This window comes from Bradyrhizobium sp. USDA 376, assembly GCF_054063675.1.
This window is the reverse complement of the sequence record NZ_JBSSGN010000001.1, coordinates 2,220,092-2,239,287: the sequence shown is the minus strand read 5'-3', so window position 1 is coordinate 2,239,287 and position 19,196 is coordinate 2,220,092. Positions and strand designations below refer to the sequence as shown.

Annotated in this window: 24 protein-coding genes and 1 pseudogene; 18 read left to right on the top strand and 7 right to left on the bottom strand. The window is 61.9% G+C overall.

Features of this window, described 5'->3' with window-relative positions; genetic code table 11:
• Positions 1 to 4: 4 nt before the first annotated feature.
• Positions 5 to 1,411, top strand: coding sequence for an exodeoxyribonuclease I (locus tag ACVJ19_RS10515; protein ID WP_011082900.1), 1,407 nt, complete (start codon positions 5 to 7; stop codon positions 1,409 to 1,411).
• A gap of 267 nt (positions 1,412 to 1,678) precedes the next feature.
• On the opposite strand, the gene ACVJ19_RS10510 is transcribed toward ACVJ19_RS10515, so the two are convergent.
• The gene (locus ACVJ19_RS10510; protein WP_011082899.1) at positions 1,679 to 1,894 is read right to left on the bottom strand and encodes a helix-turn-helix transcriptional regulator; all 216 of its coding nucleotides are present in this window, start codon (positions 1,892 to 1,894) and stop codon (positions 1,679 to 1,681) included.
• Between the two features lie 361 nt (positions 1,895 to 2,255).
• Positions 2,256 to 2,414: a hypothetical protein gene (locus ACVJ19_RS10505; RefSeq protein WP_016839828.1), complete on the bottom strand. Its 159-nt coding sequence runs from the start codon at positions 2,412 to 2,414 to the stop codon at positions 2,256 to 2,258.
• A gap of 382 nt (positions 2,415 to 2,796) precedes the next feature.
• Between ACVJ19_RS10505 and ACVJ19_RS10500 the strand changes: the two genes are divergently transcribed.
• The 4 genes from ACVJ19_RS10500 to ACVJ19_RS10485 all read left to right on the top strand — a co-directional run bounded on the left by ACVJ19_RS10500 (position 2,797) and on the right by ACVJ19_RS10485 (position 8,630).
• Positions 2,797 to 3,993: a hypothetical protein gene (locus tag ACVJ19_RS10500; RefSeq protein ID WP_026192137.1), complete on the top strand. Its 1,197-nt coding sequence runs from the start codon at positions 2,797 to 2,799 to the stop codon at positions 3,991 to 3,993.
• Between the two features lie 172 nt (positions 3,994 to 4,165).
• On the top strand, positions 4,166 to 6,259 hold the full coding sequence (locus ACVJ19_RS10495) for a ParB/RepB/Spo0J family partition protein (RefSeq protein WP_014490278.1): 2,094 nt from the start codon (positions 4,166 to 4,168) through the stop codon (positions 6,257 to 6,259).
• A 56-nt stretch (positions 6,260 to 6,315) separates the two neighbouring features.
• Positions 6,316 to 7,374 carry a DUF7146 domain-containing protein gene (locus ACVJ19_RS10490; protein ID WP_011082896.1) on the top strand — a complete coding sequence of 353 codons (1,059 nt, stop codon included), beginning with the start codon at positions 6,316 to 6,318 and terminating at the stop codon, positions 7,372 to 7,374.
• 326 nt (positions 7,375 to 7,700) lie between these two features.
• A complete protein-coding gene (locus ACVJ19_RS10485) occupies positions 7,701 to 8,630 on the top strand; it encodes a DUF2493 domain-containing protein (RefSeq protein WP_011082895.1) in 930 nt (309 codons plus the stop codon).
• Between the two features lie 106 nt (positions 8,631 to 8,736).
• Here ACVJ19_RS10485 and ACVJ19_RS10480 read toward each other — a convergent pair whose 3' ends face one another.
• Complete coding sequence (locus ACVJ19_RS10480) at positions 8,737 to 9,375, bottom strand: hypothetical protein (protein WP_456739378.1); 639 nt, start codon at positions 9,373 to 9,375, stop codon at positions 8,737 to 8,739.
• A 295-nt stretch (positions 9,376 to 9,670) separates the two neighbouring features.
• On the opposite strand from ACVJ19_RS10480, the gene ACVJ19_RS10475 reads away from it, so the two are divergent.
• On the top strand, positions 9,671 to 10,093 hold the full coding sequence (locus ACVJ19_RS10475; RefSeq protein ID WP_014490276.1) for a hypothetical protein: 423 nt from the start codon (positions 9,671 to 9,673) through the stop codon (positions 10,091 to 10,093).
• A gap of 48 nt (positions 10,094 to 10,141) precedes the next feature.
• On the opposite strand, the pseudogene ACVJ19_RS10470 reads toward ACVJ19_RS10475, so the two are convergent.
• Positions 10,142 to 10,917, bottom strand: a pseudogene (locus ACVJ19_RS10470) (class I SAM-dependent methyltransferase).
• Positions 10,918 to 11,351: 434 nt separating this feature from the next.
• Here ACVJ19_RS10470 and ACVJ19_RS10465 point away from each other — a divergent pair.
• Positions 11,352 to 11,558: a cold-shock protein gene (locus tag ACVJ19_RS10465; protein ID WP_014490275.1), complete on the top strand. Its 207-nt coding sequence runs from the start codon at positions 11,352 to 11,354 to the stop codon at positions 11,556 to 11,558.
• Positions 11,559 to 11,589: 31 nt separating this feature from the next.
• Here the strand turns inward: ACVJ19_RS10465 and ACVJ19_RS10460 are convergent, their stop codons facing one another.
• Positions 11,590 to 11,931 carry a hypothetical protein gene (locus ACVJ19_RS10460; RefSeq protein ID WP_011082890.1) on the bottom strand — a complete coding sequence of 114 codons (342 nt, stop codon included), beginning with the start codon at positions 11,929 to 11,931 and terminating at the stop codon, positions 11,590 to 11,592.
• Between the two features lie 711 nt (positions 11,932 to 12,642).
• On the opposite strand from ACVJ19_RS10460, the gene ACVJ19_RS10455 reads away from it, so the two are divergent.
• Entirely contained in the window at positions 12,643 to 12,969 is a 327-nt protein-coding gene (locus tag ACVJ19_RS10455) for a DUF736 domain-containing protein (RefSeq protein WP_011084751.1), read from the top strand.
• A 116-nt stretch (positions 12,970 to 13,085) separates the two neighbouring features.
• Here ACVJ19_RS10455 and ACVJ19_RS10450 read toward each other — a convergent pair whose 3' ends face one another.
• On the bottom strand, positions 13,086 to 13,496 hold the full coding sequence (locus ACVJ19_RS10450; protein WP_011082888.1) for a hypothetical protein: 411 nt from the start codon (positions 13,494 to 13,496) through the stop codon (positions 13,086 to 13,088).
• Between the two features lie 163 nt (positions 13,497 to 13,659).
• Positions 13,660 to 13,893 carry a helix-turn-helix domain-containing protein gene (locus tag ACVJ19_RS10445; RefSeq protein ID WP_016841283.1) on the bottom strand — a complete coding sequence of 78 codons (234 nt, stop codon included), beginning with the start codon at positions 13,891 to 13,893 and terminating at the stop codon, positions 13,660 to 13,662.
• A 231-nt stretch (positions 13,894 to 14,124) separates the two neighbouring features.
• Between ACVJ19_RS10445 and ACVJ19_RS10440 the strand changes: the two genes are divergently transcribed.
• The 10 genes from ACVJ19_RS10440 to ACVJ19_RS10395 all read left to right on the top strand — a co-directional run bounded on the left by ACVJ19_RS10440 (position 14,125) and on the right by ACVJ19_RS10395 (position 19,193).
• Positions 14,125 to 14,388 (top strand): hypothetical protein, encoded by a 264-nt coding sequence (locus ACVJ19_RS10440; RefSeq protein WP_011082886.1) that lies wholly within the window; start codon positions 14,125 to 14,127, stop codon positions 14,386 to 14,388.
• A 119-nt stretch (positions 14,389 to 14,507) separates the two neighbouring features.
• Entirely contained in the window at positions 14,508 to 14,717 is a 210-nt protein-coding gene (locus tag ACVJ19_RS10435; protein ID WP_014490272.1) for a transcriptional regulator domain-containing protein, read from the top strand.
• Positions 14,718 to 14,778: 61 nt separating this feature from the next.
• A complete protein-coding gene (locus ACVJ19_RS10430; RefSeq protein ID WP_014490271.1) occupies positions 14,779 to 15,294 on the top strand; it encodes a DUF2285 domain-containing protein in 516 nt (171 codons plus the stop codon).
• 203 nt (positions 15,295 to 15,497) lie between these two features.
• Positions 15,498 to 15,749: a helix-turn-helix transcriptional regulator gene (locus ACVJ19_RS10425; RefSeq protein WP_014490270.1), complete on the top strand. Its 252-nt coding sequence runs from the start codon at positions 15,498 to 15,500 to the stop codon at positions 15,747 to 15,749.
• 13 nt (positions 15,750 to 15,762) lie between these two features.
• Entirely contained in the window at positions 15,763 to 16,878 is a 1,116-nt protein-coding gene (locus tag ACVJ19_RS10420; RefSeq protein WP_014490269.1) for a replication initiator protein A, read from the top strand.
• Complete coding sequence (gene parA / locus ACVJ19_RS10415) at positions 16,875 to 17,513, top strand: ParA family partition ATPase (RefSeq protein ID WP_011082882.1); 639 nt, start codon at positions 16,875 to 16,877, stop codon at positions 17,511 to 17,513. Before ACVJ19_RS10420 ends, parA begins: the two co-directional genes overlap by 4 nt.
• Entirely contained in the window at positions 17,510 to 17,776 is a 267-nt protein-coding gene (locus ACVJ19_RS10410; protein WP_011082881.1) for a ribbon-helix-helix protein, read from the top strand. Before parA ends, ACVJ19_RS10410 begins: the two co-directional genes overlap by 4 nt.
• Entirely contained in the window at positions 17,763 to 18,281 is a 519-nt protein-coding gene (locus ACVJ19_RS10405; RefSeq protein WP_011082880.1) for a DUF2840 domain-containing protein, read from the top strand. Before ACVJ19_RS10410 ends, ACVJ19_RS10405 begins: the two co-directional genes overlap by 14 nt.
• Positions 18,278 to 18,823, top strand: coding sequence for a S26 family signal peptidase (locus ACVJ19_RS10400; RefSeq protein ID WP_011082879.1), 546 nt, complete (start codon positions 18,278 to 18,280; stop codon positions 18,821 to 18,823). Before ACVJ19_RS10405 ends, ACVJ19_RS10400 begins: the two co-directional genes overlap by 4 nt.
• 34 nt (positions 18,824 to 18,857) lie before the next feature.
• Positions 18,858 to 19,193: a DUF736 domain-containing protein gene (locus ACVJ19_RS10395; protein WP_011082878.1), complete on the top strand. Its 336-nt coding sequence runs from the start codon at positions 18,858 to 18,860 to the stop codon at positions 19,191 to 19,193.
• The last annotated feature ends 3 nt before the right edge of the window (positions 19,194 to 19,196 follow it).

Genomic DNA, 19,196 nt, shown 5'->3' with positions numbered 1-19,196 from the left:
ACCCATGAGCTTCGTCTTTTTCGACACCGAGACGACGGGGCTTAAGCGTGGCTTCGATCAGATTCTCCACTTCGCCGCTGTTCGCACCGATGAAAACCTGAACGAGGTGGCTCGGTTCGAGACGCGCTCGCGCCTTCAGCCACATGTGCTTCCCCATCCTTCGGCGCTTCGGACGAACGGATTGCCGATCGAGTCGTTGACTGATTCCAGCCTGCCGTCGCACTACACCATGGTAGGAGATATTCGCCGGACCTTGATTTCCTGGAGCCCTGCGGTTTTCGTCGGCTTCAACTCCATCCGCTTCGACGAGGAGATGCTGCGCCACGCCCTCTTCCAGTGCCTATATCCGGCATATCTGACAAGTAATCATCGAAACTGCCGCGCCGATGCGCTCAGTCTGGTGATGGCCGCCGATGCCGTGTCGCCTGCGCAACTAGTTGTGCCGGTCAGCGAAGAAGGGCGGCGGACATTTCGCTTGCAACAGTTGGCGGCGGCAAATGGCGTCGCACATGCTCGGGCACACGACGCGATGTCCGATGTGCTTGCGACGCTCGAACTGAGCCGATTGGTCTATCGAAGGTCTCCGGAGTTGTGGCAGCGCTTCGTGCGCTTCTCGAACAAAGCGACCGTCGCGGATTTCATTGAGGTCGAAGACGGCTTCGTGTTGACCGAGTTTTTCGGCGGCCAAGCTTATCATACGTCGGTCGTCTGCATCGGCAGGGATCCCGATCAGGCCAATGGCCGGCTTTGCTTGAGTCTCAACGAAGACATGGGCCGGCTTGCCGCGATGAGCGATCTCGAACTGCAAGTTCATCTGACGCAGAAGCCAAGTCCGATTCGTCGCTTCAGGATCAATGCCGCGCCCACGCTGACGGCGTTCTACGACGCTCCCGAGCATATGCTGGATGGCGGTTCGATGGGCGCCACCGGAGACCGGGCCTGTCTCATGAAGGCGGACACTGGTCTGTGCGCGCGGCTTGTGGCTGCTTACATGGCTGCGCGCGAGCCCTACGCATTATCTCCGCACCTCGAAGAGCGCATCTATAGCGGCTTTCCCGGTCCTGCTGATGAGGCACGCATTGCCGCGTTCCACGATGCGCGATGGGAGGACCGCCTCGCGATCGTCCAGGGCATGGAGGACGAGCGACTGCGCTGGTTCGGGCTCCGGTTGATCTATTTCGAAGCGCGCTCGGTTCTCCCCGAACCTACTCGATTGGAGGTCGAGCGCTACTTGACCGATCAGATGACAGGCGACGGTTCGGGCTGCCTCACCATCGATCAGGCGATGGCAGAGACGGAAAGGGTGCTTGGCGAGTTCGCCAGTCCAGATGATCTTCTGATCCAATATCGCACGTATCTGCAGGATCGACTGGCGCGGCTTGAGGCCTATCGGACACGGCTGATTGCCTGAACCGACCGGTTCGGAGCGCTCAACTCAACGTCGCCTTCTCTGCGCTGAGTATTTGGTCACGGACGGAGTGCCGCGAGGACATGGCGTCAGTGTTGAGCCGACTTATGATGAAAGCGGTGGTCTGACGGTGCACCGCTGAACAGGGGAAACGCAGCGCGGTTCGCGATTTTAGCTCCCTATCATTCCGAGCACAGCAACCGAGTCGTTGTCTCGAGCGTGCCAGCGGATTGAGTCATCATATTAGAGCGCGATTTTGTTTTTCTCAAGCTAGCTCACGTTCAGTTCTTTCGACGCACTACAAATCACCAGATTTCCCCGATCCCATGCGTCAAGCTCGTCCACCGGGTATAAGACGGCTTTGCCGATCTTGATGTATGCAGGCCCAGTTCGCATTGCGCGCCAATTCCGCAGCGTACCCACGGAGACCTCGCCACGGTATCGTGCAGACACTTCCTCCGGTGTCAGGAATTTGGACTCCGTCATTCGTCTTCTCCATCACTCCGCCGCACGAAACGTCACGGTCGAGATGACTGAGATGTTGGCACCCAGAATGACGGAAGAAAACGATATTCTCGATGACCCCGCATAGCTCGCGTCAAACGCGAGCGAGTTAACGCGTCAGCCTGCGTTGATAGCCGCAAGATAGCGTAACGGAGCGTAGCAAAAATACTTGCGGCTCTCGGCCGCAGGTACACTGACCAATCGCGAAGATCGGAAGGTCGTCCTTGTAGGAAGTGTCTTTGGTTAGAAATGCCTTGAGCTGATCGTCTCCCAACCCGTATCCGTTGTCTTTGCAGGAAACGATCATGGACTCTCGGTCGTCGAGCATGTCAGCTCGAATAAATTAGACGTCGATTTCAACCAGCATGTCCGTTTCAGAGGCGTCTTCGTGCTTGCGGATAAGGAATGAGTCGGTCGCATTTGAGATCGGTTCCTCAAAAACGACATACAGGTTCGAGCTGATCTTCGTATTCTTGATGCTGCCCCTGATATCGAACGTCATTTTCGTTTCAATCGCTGACGTTGTGGTCTGTGGAGGATCGTTCTGCCGGTGTGTGGGACGTCAAGTCAAGCTGTCGTATGAAAATGGCGAAAGCACCCGCCAGTTGGCTCCGATGTTCAGTTCCCCTTGTTTGCGCGCGCACTAACTTTCCGAGCTGGTCCATCGGGTTACGCAGCCTGTTGCTCCGATGATATGGCGAATTCCGGCGGTGCGCCTTTGAGGGGAAAGCCTTCCCCCTGGTCGGCGCCGCGGTCGCCGACGCACCCCCTTCTGCGGGGAGACCCCGCAACGCCCCCATTAGAGTGAGAGGACGGATCGGCTTCGCCGTGACGGGTTGATGATCGGAGGAGAGGCCTCCGGCGCCCGTCATGGAGATTGTCCCATGACCCAAGCAGAAGTTTTGATCGCTGCCCACGACTGCGCCGGCGGCTACAAGGTGGATGTGAGTCGCGGCGAGCGCATCGGCCGCGTTTCATCCGAATGGTTCTCGCGGCCGGCGGACGAACGCTATCTGTCCTTGTCGGATCTCTACTCCGCCGTGCGCAGCCGGAGCGAGCGCAGCCGGACCCGAACGGTCGAGAGCACCGCGATCCGAGTGGAGGCCAACCGCGACGATGCCGAGCGCCTGACGCTGATGCTACCCGGTTGCGACGCGCCGATCGCGCCGACTCATTGGAGCTTCGGTCAACTTGCCAGCTTGGTCGGAGCGCCGGCGGCTTACCTCCGTCAGCTTCCGGCACCGCTCGCTGGCATCAACCTGCAGTTCGGCCTCAGCTTTCATCGAGCCGAGCAGATAAAAACGCTTGAGGTGCAGGGCAGTCGCCTCGAGCTTCGCGCCGCGACGGGTCCGGAATATGGGCGTATATTTGACCACGAACTCGTGGCAGCTGTTCAGCGCATCGCCGGCAATGGCACGGGTGACACGCGCTGGAAGGTCCCAGGCGTGCTTGATTGGTCGACTGGCGTTTACAACCCGCGCGTCGACATCACCCAGGATACGACGACGCTCTACGCCTCCGATCGCGATGTCTTCCTGTTTCTGGTCGACGACCTCAATCCGATCGAGGCCGGCCGGCTGCCCGACGGCTTGCCGGACCTCTACTTCCGCGGCTTCTACTGCTGGAATTCCGAGGTGGGCGCGAAGACGCTCGGCATAGCGAGCTTCTATCTTCGCGCCGTCTGTCAGAATCGGAATTTGTGGGGTGTTCAGGATTTCGAGGAGATCACCATCCGCCATTCGAAATACGCCGCGACGCGCTTCGCCCATGAGGCGGCGCCGGCGCTGACACGCTTCGCGAACTCTTCGCCGATGCCCTTCGTCAACGGCATCAAATCGGCGCGGGAGCGGATCGTCGCCCGGACCGACGAGGACCGCAGCGAGTTTCTGCGCAAGGGCGGCTTCTCCAAGACCGAGACGGCGAAGATCATCGACACAGTTCTGTCCGAGGAAGGCCGGAAGCCCGAGAGCGTGTTTGATTTCGTCCAGGGCATCACAGCCGTCGCGCGCGACAAGACTCATCAGGACGCACGACTCGACATGGAGGCACGGGCGAAGAAGCTGCTCGACCGCGCGGCCTGATTCCCGGACAACCGGAGATACGGAACGGTGCTTTTCCGGTTCCGAGGCTTTCCGTCTTTCCTGTTCGTTGGCTTTGCGACGCCGCCCTCCAAAGTGAGAGGGCGGCGCTGCGCTTCGTGACGAGTTGATGTCGAGAGAGAGGCTCTCGGCGCCCGTCGCGGAGTATCATCCCATGGCGACTACCGTTCGCAAGATCACCCTTTCGCCCTCGCGCGATATCCCCTTCAACAGGCTCGTGCTGAGTCAGTCGAACGTCCGGCGCGTGAAGGCCGGCGTCTCGATCGAGGAGCTAGCAGAGGACATCGCCCGCCGGGGCCTTCTGCAGGGCCTCAGTGTCCGGCCCGTCGTCGACCAGGTCGGCGCCGAGACCGGCGTGTTCGAGATCCCGGCTGGCGGCCGGCGCTACCGCGCGCTGGAGCTGCTCGTCAAGCAGAAGCGCCTCGCCAAGACCGCCCCGGTGCCCTGCGTCGTCCGCGATAGCGGCATCGCTGAGGAAGACTCGCTCGCCGAGAACGTCCAGCGCGCTCCGCTTCATCCGCTCGACCAGTTCCGGGCATTCCTGGCGCTGCGCGAAAAGGGCCAGTCGGAGGAGGAGATCGCTGCCGCCTTCTTCGTCTCCGTCAACGTCGTCAAGCAACGCCTCAAGCTCGCGTCGGTTTCGCCGACGCTGCTCGACGTCTATGCGGAGGACGGCATGACGCTCGACCAGCTCATGGCCTTCGCTGTATCTGGCGACCACGAGCGTCAGGAAGTTGTGTTCGAGCGGCTGAAGGCGTCCCACGACAAGCAGCCCTACGTCATCCGCCGCATGCTGACAGAAGGCGCGGTCCGCGCTTCCGACAAGCGGGCGCTGTTCATCGGGGTTGACGCCTATACTGCCGCCGGTGGCACGGTGCTGCGAGATCTGTTTCAGGGCGACGATGGCGGCTGGATGCAGGATGTCGCGCTCGTCGACCAGATGGTGGCCGACAAGCTGAAGGCGGAATCCGAGACGATTGCCGCCGAGGGTTGGAAGTGGACCGAGGTCGCCCCCGATTTCGCTTACGGCCACGCTTTCGGTCTGCGACAACTTCGCGGCGAGATCGTCACCCTCACTGCCGAGGAGGAAGCGGCCCGCAACGCCTTGCAAGCAGAGTTCGATCAGCTGTCTGAGAAACACGCGGACGCCGATGAACTGCCCGACGAGGTCGACGAACGGTTGTCCGAGCTGGAAACAGCTTTGGAGGGGCTCGAGAGCCGGCCGGTTGTTTTCGACCCGGCCGAGATCGTGCGCGCAGGCGTCTTCGTCAGCATTGGCGCTGAAGGCGAGCTTCGTGTTGAGCGCGGCTACGTCCGGCCCGAAGACGAACCGTCGGCGGAGCCGGAGCCCGGTCTTGCTGAAGAAGATGGTGAGGCCGAACGGGCCAAGGCCGCGAGCTACGAAGGCGGCGAGCGCAACGTGTCGGTCGAGCCCGGCGCCGAGCAGGAGGAGGACGAGGGCCTTTCGCCCATCTCCGACCGGCTGATGACCGAGCTCACCACCCATCGGACACTCGGCCTGCGTCATGCCCTCGGTGAGCAGCCGCAGGTCGCCTTTCATGCGGCCCTGCATGCTCTGACATTGAAGACCTTCTACCACTACGGCTCGGATAGCTGCCTGGAGCTGGATCTGAAGAGCGTGAGTTTCGGCGCCCAGGCGCTCGGCCTGAACGACAGCGCCTTAGCCGAGGCGATCCGCGCTCGGCACGAGCGCTGGGCGAAGGCTTTGCCGAAGGAATCGGCCGACCTCTGGGACGCACTTCAGGCGTGGGACGGCGACAGCCAGGCGATGCTCTTTGCCCATGTCGTCAGCCTGTCGGTCAACGCCGTGCATGAACCCTGGAATCGGCGGCCGCGTGCGCTCGCTCACGCCGACCGTCTCGCCCGGGCTGTCGATCTCGACATGGCTGCGGCGGGGTGGAAACCGACCGTAGACAACTTCTTCGGTCGGGTGACGAAGACGCGAATCCTCCAGGCCGTGGTGGAGGCAAAAGGGCAGCGCGCCGCCGATCGGATCGAGCATCTGAAGAAGGGTGACATGGCTGCCGAGGCGCAGACCTTGCTCACCGACACGGCCTGGCTGCCCGAACCGCTTCGCACGCTGGGCCGAGCCATTGGCGACGAACCGGCGGTCGAATCTATAGTCGAGGAAACTCCAGAGCAGCCTAGCGAAAACAAACTGGAAGACGAAGAAGAGCGGACCGCCCACAATCAGCGAGCCGGTGAGCAGATTATGGCAGCCGAATAAGCCGTCGAGAGCAACAACAAGGTCCGCTGGCGACGGCGGACCTTTTCTTTTTGGGGATGACGATGGCCGATAACGCACACGATCTCGCACGGCGTCTCGGCCGGCAGGCTGAGTCCGTGTGCCGTCACTACCTCTCTGCCGGACGACGGGAAGGTAGCTATTGGCTCGTCGGCGACGTCCGCAATACGCCTGGCCGCTCAATGTTCGTGCGGCTCAAGCAGTCGGCGAAGGGAGCCGCCGGCAAATGGACCGATGCCGCCACCGGGGAACATGGCGATTTGCTCGATGTCATTCGCGAGAGTTGCCGCCTGGTCGACTTCAAGAACGTCCTCGACGAGGCGCGCTTGTTTCTCAGCTTGCCGCATCCAGAGCCCGAGCCCAATCAGCCGCGGCTCCGCAATTCCAGCGCGGCACGAGGATCGCCGGAGGCCGCTCGTCGGCTCTTTGCCATGTCGCAGCCGATCGAACGCACACTCATAGAAGCGTATCTCCGCAATCGCGGCATTACGTCTTTGCACGAAACCGGAAGCCTGCGCTTTCACCCACGTTGCTACTACCGGCCCGACGACCACAGCCCGACCGAGACCTGGCCGGCGATGATCGCCGCCGTCACCGATCTGTCCGGCGAGCTGGCTGGCGTACACCGCACCTGGCTCGACCCGCATGGTTTCAGCGAGGCGACGCTGGGCAAGGCGCCAATCGACACGCCAAAGCGGGCGATGGGCGACCTGCTTGGTCACGCTGTTCGATTTGGCGTCGCTGGTGAAGTCATGGCGGCCGGTGAGGGCATCGAGACGATGCTGTCGCTCCGCTGCGCCCTGCCGACCATGCCGATGGTCGCAGCTCTCTCGGCAGCGCATCTCTCCGCCGTCCTTCTTCCGGATACGCTCCGCCGGCTCTACATCGCCCGGGACGACGATCCTGCCGGTGACGGCGCCATGGCGACCTTGATGGATCGGGCGCAGGAGGCCGGCATCGAGGCAATCGTGATCTCGCCACAGCTTGGCGACTTCAACGAGGATCTTCGCCTGCTCGGATTTGACGCCCTTCGGGCCGCAAGCCGCGTACAGATCGCGGCGCAGGACGTCGCGCGCTTTATGGAGCTGGCGGCATAGCCGAAACGGGATGAGGGGCGACGCGGCCGCTTCGTTACCGCACGGTCGGTGAACGTGTTTCCCCTCGGCGCCAGAGGACTGCCCCACGGCCTTCTGAGAGGGCGATCGGGCGGCAGGCGGCCCGGACCGGCAACCTCGTGGGCCGACTATTTTCCGTCGGCGGCAGAGCCGCCTTTACATCGCGAGACAAAATAGTCGGCCCCCTTCGGTCCTCCGCCAAGGCTCCGGCCCTCCGCTGCGCTGCGGGTGCAAGTCCGTTCCGCCTGCCGCTTTCGTCGCCATGAAGGCCGCGATGGGCGCGGTCGATCCGACGAGGGAAAACCGCAATGACCGCCGACCACGACAACGATTTCGAGCCGCACCACAGCTCATCCCCGACCGACCAGGTCCTCCAGGAACTCCAGCTCCATGGCTACCGTCCCTTCCACGATGATCCCGATCCCCGGGGGCTTCCTGAAGCGCGAATCCTCGCCGGCAGCGTCGCCGACATCTTCGATGCCCTGGTGGTGGCGCTGTCCGATACCCGTCTTGAGCCCGACCTCGACGACCTGCTCTGGTCGATGGTAAACGTCTTCCATCGTGCGATCGACAGGATCGAGCGCGAGCTCGACGATAACGAGCTGGCCCAGCAGCGCTCGCAGCGGGAGCAGGACGGCAGCGAAATCAAATCCGTCGAGCTGGAGCGTCTGACGGCAGAAGGGCAAACGCTGATCGAGCGACGCAACGCCTTCGAGCTGATGCGCGACCAGGCCGCCGACGAGTTCGAACGCCACGCCCATTCCGCATGGCGGCCGCGCAACGGATCGAAGGTCAACCACCGCAATCTGACGTCAGCGATGATCGACAGCCGCGATTTCCTGGCCGCGAAGAAGCGCGCCGAAAATCAGGTGCTCATGCCACGCGGACCGAAAGTCGCGCTCACCGGTGGACTCGACTTCAACGACTACCGGCTAATTTGGGCTAAGCTCGACCAGGTGCACGCCAAGCACCCGGACATGGTGCTGCTGCACGGCGGATCGCCCAAGGGCGCCGAGCTGATTGCCGCCAAGTGGGCCGACAATCGCAAGGTCCCGCAGATCGCCTTCAAGCCCGACTGGACAAAGCACGCCAAGGCCGCGCCGTTCAAACGCAACGATGCGATGCTGGAGACGCTACCCATCGGCGTGATGCACTTTCCTGGCACCGGCATCCAAGACAATCTCGCTGACAAAGCGAAGAAGCTAGGCATCCCGGTCTGGAGGTACGGCGGCTCGTGAGCGCCGCCGTACCTTGTCGTGCAGAACGACAGACGAAATGAGAGCCCAATCGTGCCATGAAATGCCTAGCTGCCCTCAGGCGTCCTGATCATAGTAATGTGAGTCATCAATGGCGCCCGACGTCTCCAGCTCCGGCCGCATATAGCCGGTTCGACCCGGCCACACGCTCAAATGTTATCATCGTCGTGAAAGCGATCGAATCCCCGTGGAACGGCTTATCCGGATCGTTCTCTCCATTGAGAGAACCTGAGACATTTGCCACGAGCACATCGTCTCCGACGTCTAGGCTTACTTTGTCTATGTAAAGCTCGTCAAAAAAAGCATTCGTCATAGCCATCTCACCCGAGAGAGCGTCCTCGATCATCATGGGATCTTCTTGAATGAAGGATACATCGATATACTCCTCGAGATCTCGGGTGTACCAAACCTCACCTGAAAAGTAGCCGTTTGCGTTAAGAAAGCTCGAGAGCAGCGAAGCCAGCTCGTCAACATTGGGTAGACCTGCAGGGAGACCATTGAGGTGCTGCACGCGCTGATCCATCAAGCGCAGATCAGGCATCAGGATCGCGGCTTTATCCAAAGCCGCAAGCTGATACTTCGGCTCGGCCCTTAGAGCCGCCGCGGTACCATAGCCGAAATACGCAGCCACGATCTCGTGGGCGTGACCTGATCCGAGCTTGCCGCCGGCCAGATCGTTGAAGGTCATACGCAGAAAGTCTGCGCACTTCTTTTGGATGGTAGACATGGCAAATCCATTTCACACCGGCGTCTTAGTGGCAGTCACAAGCGCTTCATGACCACCGCGCGCCGGCAGAATGGTTGCCGTTCGGGTGTTCGATTGGGAAATCGAGATGCCGCCTTTTGGGTCGCTTGCAGCCCGGGCGATCGGCTCCTGACGCTCAATATGGTCATTTTGTCATTCGCCCGCAACCGGATTTGTGACGATTCCGGTCGCTGGCATTTGCTGCTATACTGCGTTTGCGCCGTGGTGGTGGTGGAAGGCGCGACCGTCAGACCCCTATCTCACGGAGCCCACCACCATGATTGCCTTGGGACCACTGCTTATTTTCCTCGCCATAGGCTTCTTCGCCTGGCTACTCTTCACGCTTGCGGTCTTCGCGGTGCCCGTCTTCGCCGGCGTGACGATTGGTCTTCGGGCCTTCCACACAGGGGCTGGCGCTCTGGGCGGAATCGCGGTTGCGTTCGCGGCTGGCGCCGTAACCTTCGGCATCGGCCAACTCGCGCTCGCCCTCGTGACATGGGCTTGGCTGCGGCTCTTAATCATCATCCTCTATGTCGCGCCCGCGACCGTCGCCGGTTACAGCGCGACGCATGGAATCGCCCAGATGGCGATGTCTTCGCCCACCTGGCAAACGGTCTTCGCGATCGCCGGGGCCGTTGCGGTCAGCATCACGGCCTTGGCTCGCTTCACCGGCATGGCCGCAGACGGGCCGGCAAGATAGCGCTTGACGCCGGGCTGATATCAATACCGGGGCGGGCCCGGCAGGAACCTAATCCGGCCGGATATCACGAAGGCTTCGAAGCTTACCGCCGATCGATGTGGACGCAGATACAATCAGCATCATGGGGCGTTCGAGTTCTTCGGCCAATTGCGGCATCTGCTGGATCTGCTCGCGTGTTGGGGCAAACTCCTCGATCCGCCGAATTTGAAGGCCTGCGCCGATCAGCGTATTCAAGGTAGTGCCAAGTGTCCTGTGGTATTTCAGAACGCCCTTGGCAAACCAGTCCGTCCGACGTTCGCCCTCGACGGAATATCGATTGACCGGCCAGGTTTTGCGGCCCTCCTCATCGGAAATCCAGTGCGGATGTGCCGCGGCCATGAAGATCGGATGCTCAATCGTAAAGACGAAATGCCCGTCAGGAACGAGCGTTTTGCGGATCACATGTACGAGACGGCCAAAGTCCTGAACATAGTGAAAGGTCAGTGCGCTGTAGGCGAGGTCGAAAGCCGCCTCAGGGAGGTCCAGTGTGTCGAGATCGGCGATGCGATACTCAATGGCCGTATCCGCTGTGTCCGCCCTGGCACGCTCGATCATGTTCTGCGACAGATCGAGACCCAGAACCGAGGCCGCGCCCTGCTCGCGCATCCAGCGCGAGGCCCAGCCGAAGCCACATCCGAGATCAACGACACGTTTCCGCCGACCAAATCGGGCAGCATGGCCCGGATCGCCGGCCATTCAGGAGCGCCGTCCAGCCCATGCACCTGCCGGGGCAATTGGCTGTAGCCAGCGAAGAAATCGGGATTGTCGTAGATATTCTGCGCCATATCTGCCTGCTATTCGGCTTTTCGCTCTGTGCCGCTCCGGATGATTCTTACGCATCCAAGTCGAATTGTCGCAGTGGGCTGCGCCATTTGACGAGCCTATCCGGTCAAGCTGCTTCTCGCGCCGGAAACGAAAAACCCCGGCATGAAAGCCGGGGCTCCCGTGATGCCACGACGTACATCCGGCCGCGACAAGCAGGCGACAGTTAGCACGGAGTTTTCGAAGAAAATGTGACCTTCGCCTCGTCGTTCTTGAATGCCGGCCGATTTCAGCGTGCTCGTTCATTTCATCGAGTGGGGCACTCTATTTCTTCTGTCCAAGACCTACGAACGGGCGGGACAACGGATCCCATCGAGCCGCTTTCGCGCGGAGACTTGCGATCGGCTCGTTCAATGATTTAGATGGGAAGGTGTTTTTTCTTTTTGGAGCAAATGACGTGGCGTTAGGGACTGTTAAGTGGTTCAACCCGACCAAAGGCTATGGGTTCATTGCGCCGGACGACGGTGGCAACGATGTTTTCGTGCACATCTCGGCGGTAGAGAAGGCCGGCTATACCTCGCTTGTTGAAGGCGCGAAGGTCAGCTACGAGCTGGTGATGAACCGCAGCGGCAAACAAGCCGCAGAAAATCTCCGCCTAGGATAAGGCGCAGCTCGACGTCCTGGCATACTTTGAGCTAGCCTGAATCTCGTGGTTTTGAGACCTTTGGAAGATATCCTAGTTGGCGCTCGAGGGCGGCCAAAGTCGAGTGGGCTGAATCCAAACGTGCGGTCGCCTCAGTTAGGTTGGCCCACGCTTCGTTCTGCCGCGAGACAGCTGCCGAGCCGATCTTAATGCTATTCTTAAGACACCGCGTGTCTTGGCTGCGTAAGGCGCGCCCCAATTCAGGCAGTATCCTGGTCACCGCTCGATGCGCGGAACGTTCTTTTCGCTCCAGGCGGCCGACCACGGCGAAGGCCTCACGATAGTTCCATATCGCTTCGATGGCTCTGTTTTCAAGATCGCTTTTGTCGCTCATCCGGTTCTCTTCTCACTCGAGCTCTTAGCGGTCATCATTTGCGCGAGATCCTCCTCTGGGTCCGCGCGGCGAATTGTCGTAACCCCTGTAGGGGCGGGAAGGCCTGGCGCAAGCCGGCAGCGTCCATTGGAAGGGGCTGACTCGATCAGACATCCAGCGTGCTCGCATTCTAGTCTGTGAGCTTCACACAGAGCGGCCAAGCATCGAGACACGACCGATCATCGCAGAGTGGCAGTTTCGTGGCAGTCGTTGTGCGGCATCGACCAAACGGTGACGGATCACAACTACGGCCAGCCGCTCTCGTGAATGGGGCGTGCTGCCGACGCGCGATCGCGGAAGCGGAGATCCGTCCGTCTCGTGGGATTACAGAGGGCTAAGCAGCATTGGATTCGTTGGGCCAGCTCTCTCGGTGGGCTCCCAAATCGCCACGTTCTCCTTGATGTCAGCTCTGTTTGGATCGAGCGCACCAACGGCCTCTTCGATGGATGGATCTGGCCGAAGGACGGCTGAAGCCTCGACCGCCTTTGGCGCAACAGCGGCGTCACAACTTTCTTCCCCTGCCGGCTGCGCCGCCATTCCTCGCGCGAGACAAGAAAGTTCCTCCTTTGCTGTCCAGCCCCTTCGGGGTGCGCCGTCGATCGCCTCCGGCCTGTCGATCACCATCGAGGCCGCAAGGTGCGGGCTCGAAAACAGAGATCAAGGAGAACTACCATGGCGACCATCGGCACCTTCAAGAAGACCGGCAACAACGAGTTCAACGGCGAGATCGTCACTCTCTCGCTCCAGGCGAGGAACGTCCGCATCGTCCCCGAAACCAGCCGCTCGGGCGACAACGCCCCCAGCCACCGGATCTATGTCGGCCGGGTCGAGATCGGGGCCGCCTGGTCCAAGCGCTCCAACGAAGGCCGCGATTATCTCGGCCTCAAGCTCGACGATCCGAGCTTCACCGCCCCGATCTTCGCCAACCTCTTCGCCGATGAAGAGGGCGAGGGCTTCAGCCTGATCTGGTCTCGCCCCAACCGTCGCAACGGCGACTGAGCCGATCCGCAATGCCCCGCCCGGCTGGCCCGGGCGGGGCACCGCCACGCTGAGGAAGCGCGAAGGCACCTCGTTTGCCGTGACGGCGCAAGCGGCAAGGGCGTAACCGATGCCGATCAGCGGCCGCGTGCCGATTTGATTGGACGTCTTTGGTTGGCCTCGATCACGCTCTCGACGATGTCTTCCCAGTCCGGACAAATGGCGACGAGACGATCCAGCACTGTGGGATCCCGTTCGATCTGGCCAAGCGCCTGAGCGCGCCACTGGTCGTTGAAACTAATGCTCATCAGTCCCAGGCATTCGACAACCGAACTGTCGGGGAGCAAGTGCTCCATCGTTGCCGTCACTATGCCGGTCCACTGTTGGATCAGATGCCACGGCTCCGCCTCGCGCCGCGCCTCCAACTTCTCTCCGAGCAGGCCAATCAGCGCAAAGAACCGCGTTGGCCAAGGTTGCGGCCTGAGTTCCGTGACCAGAGCATCCACTGTCTCGCGAATGTCGGCTGGCAAGTGCTCGTACAGAGTCATGAGGCCTACTCCATCTCCCCAGCATGCTCGTCCGTTTCTGAACTAGGCATGCGCTTTGGAGACAGATCAGATTTACGTAAAGCCGACTATCAACTTATGCGTGAGGCAATGCGGAGTTGATTCACGACGTGCCGGTGTTGCGGTGGGGCACAAAATTGTCGCGTCATCGAGCCCGATGGGAATGAACCGTCGTTCGCTTGACGAGATCGGTTGCTTCGACGCCGAGCGCCTCCGCGATTCGGCCAAGCACGGTCACGCTGGCCGACACATCTGCGCGTTCAATTGCGCCGACGTAACGGACGCTTAGTCCAGCGCCATCGGCCAACTCTTCCTGCGTCATTTTCTTCACATGACGTATCCGACGCAGATTGACCGCCATGACCTCCTTGAGATCCATGGCAACAAGGGAACTCACATCGGAATGATCGTTCCAGGAACGATCGTTCCGATTCGTGCGTCACTGTGCTATTCATATCGTCTGGCTAGGCCCTGGTGTGCCGCTTCCGGGGAGCGCCGCGATGCGATCTGCGCATCACGGCACAATTCGAGTGTGACGATTTCCCAGCTTGCAAAGTTCTGGAGCTTAGATGAATTCTAATCGCTGCATCAATGCTGAGGGGCAATTGCAATGAACGGCGCGCCATTCCAGGACCGGCCGCCAATAACGGATCGCGTCAACGCCTATGACGAGAAACATCTTGCTATCTACGTTCGGTTGTTGATGGCCGAAGAGGAGGGCGCCGACTGGCGCGAGGTGGTCAGCGTGATCTTCGGCCTCGACCCCACGCGCGAACCAGATCGTGCCAAAAATGTCCATGATAGCCATCTCGCCCGCGCGCGATGGATGGTGGAAGCCGGATATCAGGGCCTTTTGGAACCGCGGATGCAGTGATTTGCGCCCCAATCACGCAAATTGCGATCTCGCGTGATGCAACCTCCGGGTCTGGTCTCTTGTAGCGTCTTTAGGGATCGTGGTGCGGGGCACAGAACAAAAAGACGAGAAGACAGACCATGCCGACCCAGTACTGGCGCTCGCCGGAGACCATCGAACGCCTGAATCGTCTTGAGCGCCCGGGTTTTGCCCTCGAATTCCTTCGTCGCAATGCCGACTACCGCCGCGACTTCGCCCGCACTGAGCGACAGATCGCGCGCGGCGAATCCGATCCCAACACCATCCGAACCAGTTTCGCACGTCGATGGAGGTTGCGGTGTCGCCCATGACCCCGCCTCTCCGGTTTGGCCCGAACCAGCCATTTGGCTGCCCGAGGCATCACCGGGAACATTGATCCTGACGCCCGCGCCGCCGGACTTCGAGACCGTTCATTCGATTGATCGCAACGCTTTCGGACTGTCGATCGTCGGGCGGACAGATGCTGACGGTCGCGAGCTGGTTGTCGCCGACGGCTCGGGTGAGCTCCATGTCAGTTTGCGCGACGAGCAGGCCGCGCGCCGTCCCGCCGTGCTTGTGCCGCTCGACGGCATGGGCGAACTGCGGGCCGACGTGGCGCTACACTTCGTGCGTCGCCTCAGCGGCCAGCGCACCGGTCTTCTCCCGGCGGCGCTGCGGCTGACGTCGTTTCAGAAACGGCGACTGATTCAGCTCCTGCACGCCTTCGACGTCCACGACCTGGGTGGCGGCCCGCGAGACGTGGCAGCGAAGGTGCTCGCCTCCGACCACGCTCAGCGCCGCTCGGTCGAGTGGAAGGATTCTCATGCCCGCCGCAAGGCGAACCGGCTCATTCACGATTCAATCGCTTTGGTCGAGCGCGGCTATCTGAAACTTCTACGCGGCCTCTGATCGGCTCCCCGATTCCTTCAAGCCATCGACCTGATGAGTTAGTTGCACCCCGGTAGTACGCCTGGCTTCGCCTGGTTGCGACGATGGGGGGACACAAACGTACGTCAATTTTCGTCCACCCCCAACGCCTGAACTCTCCGCCACTCTGGCCCGGACATGCCGCGACTTGGCCGCGGCACTTCGAGGCAAGACGGAGATCTCCCATGCTCGACAGGCCTGCGCAACTCGCCACCCGTTACGTGCGCACCCCCGAGGCCGCGCGCCTCCTCGGCATCTCGCCGCGCACGCTTGAAAAATATCGCTGCCATGGCAATGGCCCGACTTTTCGCAAGCTCGGCGGCCGCGTTGTCTACGCCATCGGCGATCTCGAAGCCTGGGCCGATCAGGCCGCCTGCAGCTCAACGTCGGATCCGCGCTACCTCGAAGCGCGCGCCGCCGGCAACGCGCATCGCTAAGGCAACGCTCGTCATGTCGTCGCGTCGCCTCATCACACCCAGCGAGCGAAGCAAGCTCGACCCGTTCGTTGTCGCCACCGGTGATGCCAGCCCGCGTGATCAACGCGACCTGATGGAGCGCCCGTTCTTTTCGCTCGCCAAGGCCAAGCGAACAAGACCGATCCTCTACCAGACCGGCGACGTGTGTGTCGAAGTCTATGCAGTTCCTGAGCACGGTATGGCGACCATTTGGGATGCCGACGTGCTGATTTGGGCGGCGAGCCAGATTGTCGAGGCCGAGAACCTCGGTCTGAAGACCTCGCGCTTCCTGCGCTTCACACCCTACCAGCTTCTGACCGCAGTCGGCCGGCAGACCGGCGCCCGCGACTACAAGCTCTTGAAGGGGGCATTGGCCCGCCTGCAGGCGACCGTCATCCGCACCAGCATCCGGCAGGGGGAGCATTGGCGGCGCCACCAGTTCTCATGGATCAACGAATGGGAGGAATGCGCGACGCGCGACGGTCGGGTGCAGGGAATGGAATTCGTCCTTCCCGACTGGCTCTATCGCGGCGTCATCGATCGCTCACTCGTTCTCACGATCGATCCGGCCTATTTCAGCCTGACTGGTGGGATCGAGCGCTGGCTCTACCGCGTCGCGCGCAAGCATGCTGGCCGCCAGCCGAGAGGTTGGCTGTTCGAGGTCGCACACCTCCATGAGAAATCCGGCAGCCTCGCCAAGCCTGCAGACTTCGCCTTTGATCTCCGCCGGATCGCGGCACGTCAACCGCTGCCAGGCTACTGCCTGAGCATCGAACGCAGGGAACGCCGAGAGCTATTGCGCATCCTGCCATCGAAGTCATTCACAGCTCCTGTGGACGGCGCTGTGAATCAGCTCGGGACTTCGGGCGTTCACACTATCGGGACTCCGGGCGTGCCGGTATCGGGATTCCGGGAGTGCAAACCACAGCTAACGCTTTGGCCAGGAAACACGATCGCCTGCCCTAACTTAGAGTCTAACTTAGAATCTAACTGTTGTAGTGGGGCCGCGCGTCTTGCGGATAACACCGACATCCGCGCTCAGCCGCCAACCGAGCACCCAAGCCAACCATCTCTGCCGCTTTCAGGTCGCAAGACGGGAGGCATGCGATGATCGTCGCCGTGCTCAACCAGAAAGGCGGTGTCGGCAAGACCACGCTCGCCCTGCACCTCGCCGGCGTATGGGCGCTGCGCGGAAAGCGCGTGACGCTGATCGACGCTGACCCCCAGGGCTCCGCATTGGACTGGTCGCAGCAGCGTGCGCGGGAGAATGTCGCACGGCTATTCGGCGTCGTTGGCCTCGCGCGCGATACGCTCCACCGCGAGGCGCCGGAAATCGCACGCACCGCCGATCATGTCGTCATTGACGGACCGCCGCGCGTCGCGGGACTGATGCGTTCGGCGCTGCTGGCGGCGGATCTCGTGTTGATCCCCGTGCAGCCGTCGCCATTCGACGGCTGGGCCTCGGCCGAGATGCTCGCTCTGCTGCGAGAGGCTCGCATCTATCGTCCGCAGCTTCCTGCTCGCTTTGTGCTCAACCGCTGCGGCGCGCGCACGATCATCGCCCGCGAGACTGCCGAAACTCTCGCCGACCACGATCCGCCGGTGCTCGCCAGCACCATCGGCCAACGCGTTGTCTTCGCCGACGCCGCTCAGTCCGGACGGCTCGTCTTCGAGTTCGTCGAGCAGAGCGCCGCCGCCCGCGAGATCGCCGCGCTCGCGGCAGAAGTTGCGAGGTTCGCGCCATGAGCGACCGCTCTATCAAACGCGGCTTCGCCTCGCGTCCGGGCGATGCCGAGAGCTGGATCAAAGCCAGTGATACGCCGCCACGCAGCGTGAATGATGCTGCCGCATTCACCGCGCGCCTGACGATTGACGTCACGCCCACGCTGCGCGGCCGCATCAAGGTCGCCGCGTTCCAGCGCGGCGTGACCGTCGCCGACATGCTGCGCGAATTGCTGGCGCGAGAGTTCCCCGCTGACGCCCCGGAGAACCGTCATGAACGACAATGAAGCCTTGCCGCCGCGTGCAGTGCCGCCCTCGCATCGACGGGATGTCGCGCTCACCCATGTCGAGCTGACCTGGATCGAGAAGCGGATCGAGCACTGGCTGCGCTTCGGCCGCCGCGCGGAGGAGAAGATTCTCGACCGTCGCCGCAGCATCTCGAGCTTTGAGCCGGGCAGCATCTTCGGCTTCGTCCGCTGGGCATCGAACGACTATGGCACCGTGGTGTCGCGCATGGACATCGTGCGTGCCGTGGAAGCCGGGCAGCGCTATCAGACGCTGCCCTTCGTCCGCCCCGGTGGCGAAATCCTGCTGCGCGTTGATAGCTGGCCGAAGGTCGAGCGCGTGTTGCAGGCCATCGACGCCATCGAGGCGCTCTCCATCGATCCGGCTGACGCCGCACCCGAATACTGGCGGCATCTCCACAACCGTCTCGCCGCCGACCATGTGCCGCGCGCCTACACGCGCGAGCAGCATATCGCCTGGCTCAAGCGCCGGAGCGTCACGCCATGACCCGCTTCGGCTATCTCATGTTGACCTACCTTGCGGCGCTGGTCGCCGGCGCCCTGGCCCTCGTTCATCCTGCGCCGCGGCTGATTTGGAACGCTACCGCGAGCACGCCAATAGGGCTCTACGCGCTGCATCCGCTCGGAGAGCTGCGCGACTTGGAACTGGTCGCGGTACGGCTGCCGGAACCGATCGCCAGCTTCCTTGCCGATGGCGGCTTTCTTCCAAAAGGTCTGCCGCTGCTGAAGCGTGTGATGGCGCTGCCCGGGCAAACCGTGTGCCGGTCGGGCGATGCCATCACGGTCGATGCTGTCGATGTCGGCGCCGCACACGAGCACGATCATCGCGGCCGTCCGCTGCCGCGTTGGAGCGGTTGCCATACCCTCGAACCGGGCGAGGTCTTTCTCATGAACCCGACCGTCCCAGACAGCCTGGACGGCCGCTATTTCGGCGCGCTCCCCGTCAGCTCGATCGTCGCGCGCGCAGTCCCGCTTTGGACGGACGAAGCCGCCGACGGCCGTTTCGTCTGGCGCGCCGCCACTCATTGACCCGTTTCCAACCCAGCAACCCAGGAGCTTTCCCATGGCACAAATCGGCCAGTTCACGCGCGATAAGTCCGGCTTCACCGGTCGCGTTGAAACGCTGTTCTTCGAGCGGATTCTCACCCTCGTCCCGGCCGAATCCTCGGATGCCGAGAACGCGCCGGACTACCGTATCCGCCTCGGCGATGCCGATGGCCCGGAGATCGGCGCAGGTTGGAAGCGGACCGGCGAGAAGGCCGGCGATTACGTTTCGCTCGTCATCGACGACCCGGCGCTGCCGCGGCCGATCCGCGCAAATCTCTTCCAGTCGGGCAACGACAAAGCGGCCTGGACGCTGAACTGGAATCGTCAGCCCCAACGCGCCGAGCGGGACTGATTG

What these genes read in the sequence shown, in the direction of transcription:
- parA (WP_011082882.1), top strand. Translation starts at nt 16,875, where the DNA reads ATGATCGTCGCCGTGCTCAACCAGAAAGGCGGTGTCGGCAAGACCACG.
- ACVJ19_RS10460 (WP_011082890.1), bottom strand. Translation starts at nt 11,931, where the DNA reads ATGAGCGACAAAAGCGATCTTGAAAACAGAGCCATCGAAGCGATATGG.
- ACVJ19_RS10455 (WP_011084751.1), top strand. Translation starts at nt 12,643, where the DNA reads ATGGCGACCATCGGCACCTTCAAGAAGACCGGCAACAACGAGTTCAAC.
- ACVJ19_RS10510 (WP_011082899.1), bottom strand. Translation starts at nt 1,894, where the DNA reads ATGACGGAGTCCAAATTCCTGACACCGGAGGAAGTGTCTGCACGATAC.
- ACVJ19_RS10490 (WP_011082896.1), top strand. Translation starts at nt 6,316, where the DNA reads ATGACGATGGCCGATAACGCACACGATCTCGCACGGCGTCTCGGCCGG.
- ACVJ19_RS10485 (WP_011082895.1), top strand. Translation starts at nt 7,701, where the DNA reads ATGACCGCCGACCACGACAACGATTTCGAGCCGCACCACAGCTCATCC.
- ACVJ19_RS10435 (WP_014490272.1), top strand. Translation starts at nt 14,508, where the DNA reads ATGCCGACCCAGTACTGGCGCTCGCCGGAGACCATCGAACGCCTGAAT.
- ACVJ19_RS10480 (WP_456739378.1), bottom strand. Translation starts at nt 9,375, where the DNA reads ATGTCTACCATCCAAAAGAAGTGCGCAGACTTTCTGCGTATGACCTTC.
- ACVJ19_RS10450 (WP_011082888.1), bottom strand. Translation starts at nt 13,496, where the DNA reads ATGACTCTGTACGAGCACTTGCCAGCCGACATTCGCGAGACAGTGGAT.
- ACVJ19_RS10500 (WP_026192137.1), top strand. Translation starts at nt 2,797, where the DNA reads ATGACCCAAGCAGAAGTTTTGATCGCTGCCCACGACTGCGCCGGCGGC.
- ACVJ19_RS10440 (WP_011082886.1), top strand. Translation starts at nt 14,125, where the DNA reads ATGAACGGCGCGCCATTCCAGGACCGGCCGCCAATAACGGATCGCGTC.
- ACVJ19_RS10475 (WP_014490276.1), top strand. Translation starts at nt 9,671, where the DNA reads ATGATTGCCTTGGGACCACTGCTTATTTTCCTCGCCATAGGCTTCTTC.
- ACVJ19_RS10425 (WP_014490270.1), top strand. Translation starts at nt 15,498, where the DNA reads ATGCTCGACAGGCCTGCGCAACTCGCCACCCGTTACGTGCGCACCCCC.
- ACVJ19_RS10495 (WP_014490278.1), top strand. Translation starts at nt 4,166, where the DNA reads ATGGCGACTACCGTTCGCAAGATCACCCTTTCGCCCTCGCGCGATATC.
- ACVJ19_RS10410 (WP_011082881.1), top strand. Translation starts at nt 17,510, where the DNA reads ATGAGCGACCGCTCTATCAAACGCGGCTTCGCCTCGCGTCCGGGCGAT.
- ACVJ19_RS10405 (WP_011082880.1), top strand. Translation starts at nt 17,763, where the DNA reads ATGAACGACAATGAAGCCTTGCCGCCGCGTGCAGTGCCGCCCTCGCAT.
- ACVJ19_RS10400 (WP_011082879.1), top strand. Translation starts at nt 18,278, where the DNA reads ATGACCCGCTTCGGCTATCTCATGTTGACCTACCTTGCGGCGCTGGTC.
- ACVJ19_RS10515 (WP_011082900.1), top strand. Translation starts at nt 5, where the DNA reads ATGAGCTTCGTCTTTTTCGACACCGAGACGACGGGGCTTAAGCGTGGC.
- ACVJ19_RS10445 (WP_016841283.1), bottom strand. Translation starts at nt 13,893, where the DNA reads ATGGATCTCAAGGAGGTCATGGCGGTCAATCTGCGTCGGATACGTCAT.
- ACVJ19_RS10395 (WP_011082878.1), top strand. Translation starts at nt 18,858, where the DNA reads ATGGCACAAATCGGCCAGTTCACGCGCGATAAGTCCGGCTTCACCGGT.
- ACVJ19_RS10420 (WP_014490269.1), top strand. Translation starts at nt 15,763, where the DNA reads ATGTCGTCGCGTCGCCTCATCACACCCAGCGAGCGAAGCAAGCTCGAC.
- ACVJ19_RS10505 (WP_016839828.1), bottom strand. Translation starts at nt 2,414, where the DNA reads ATGACGTTCGATATCAGGGGCAGCATCAAGAATACGAAGATCAGCTCG.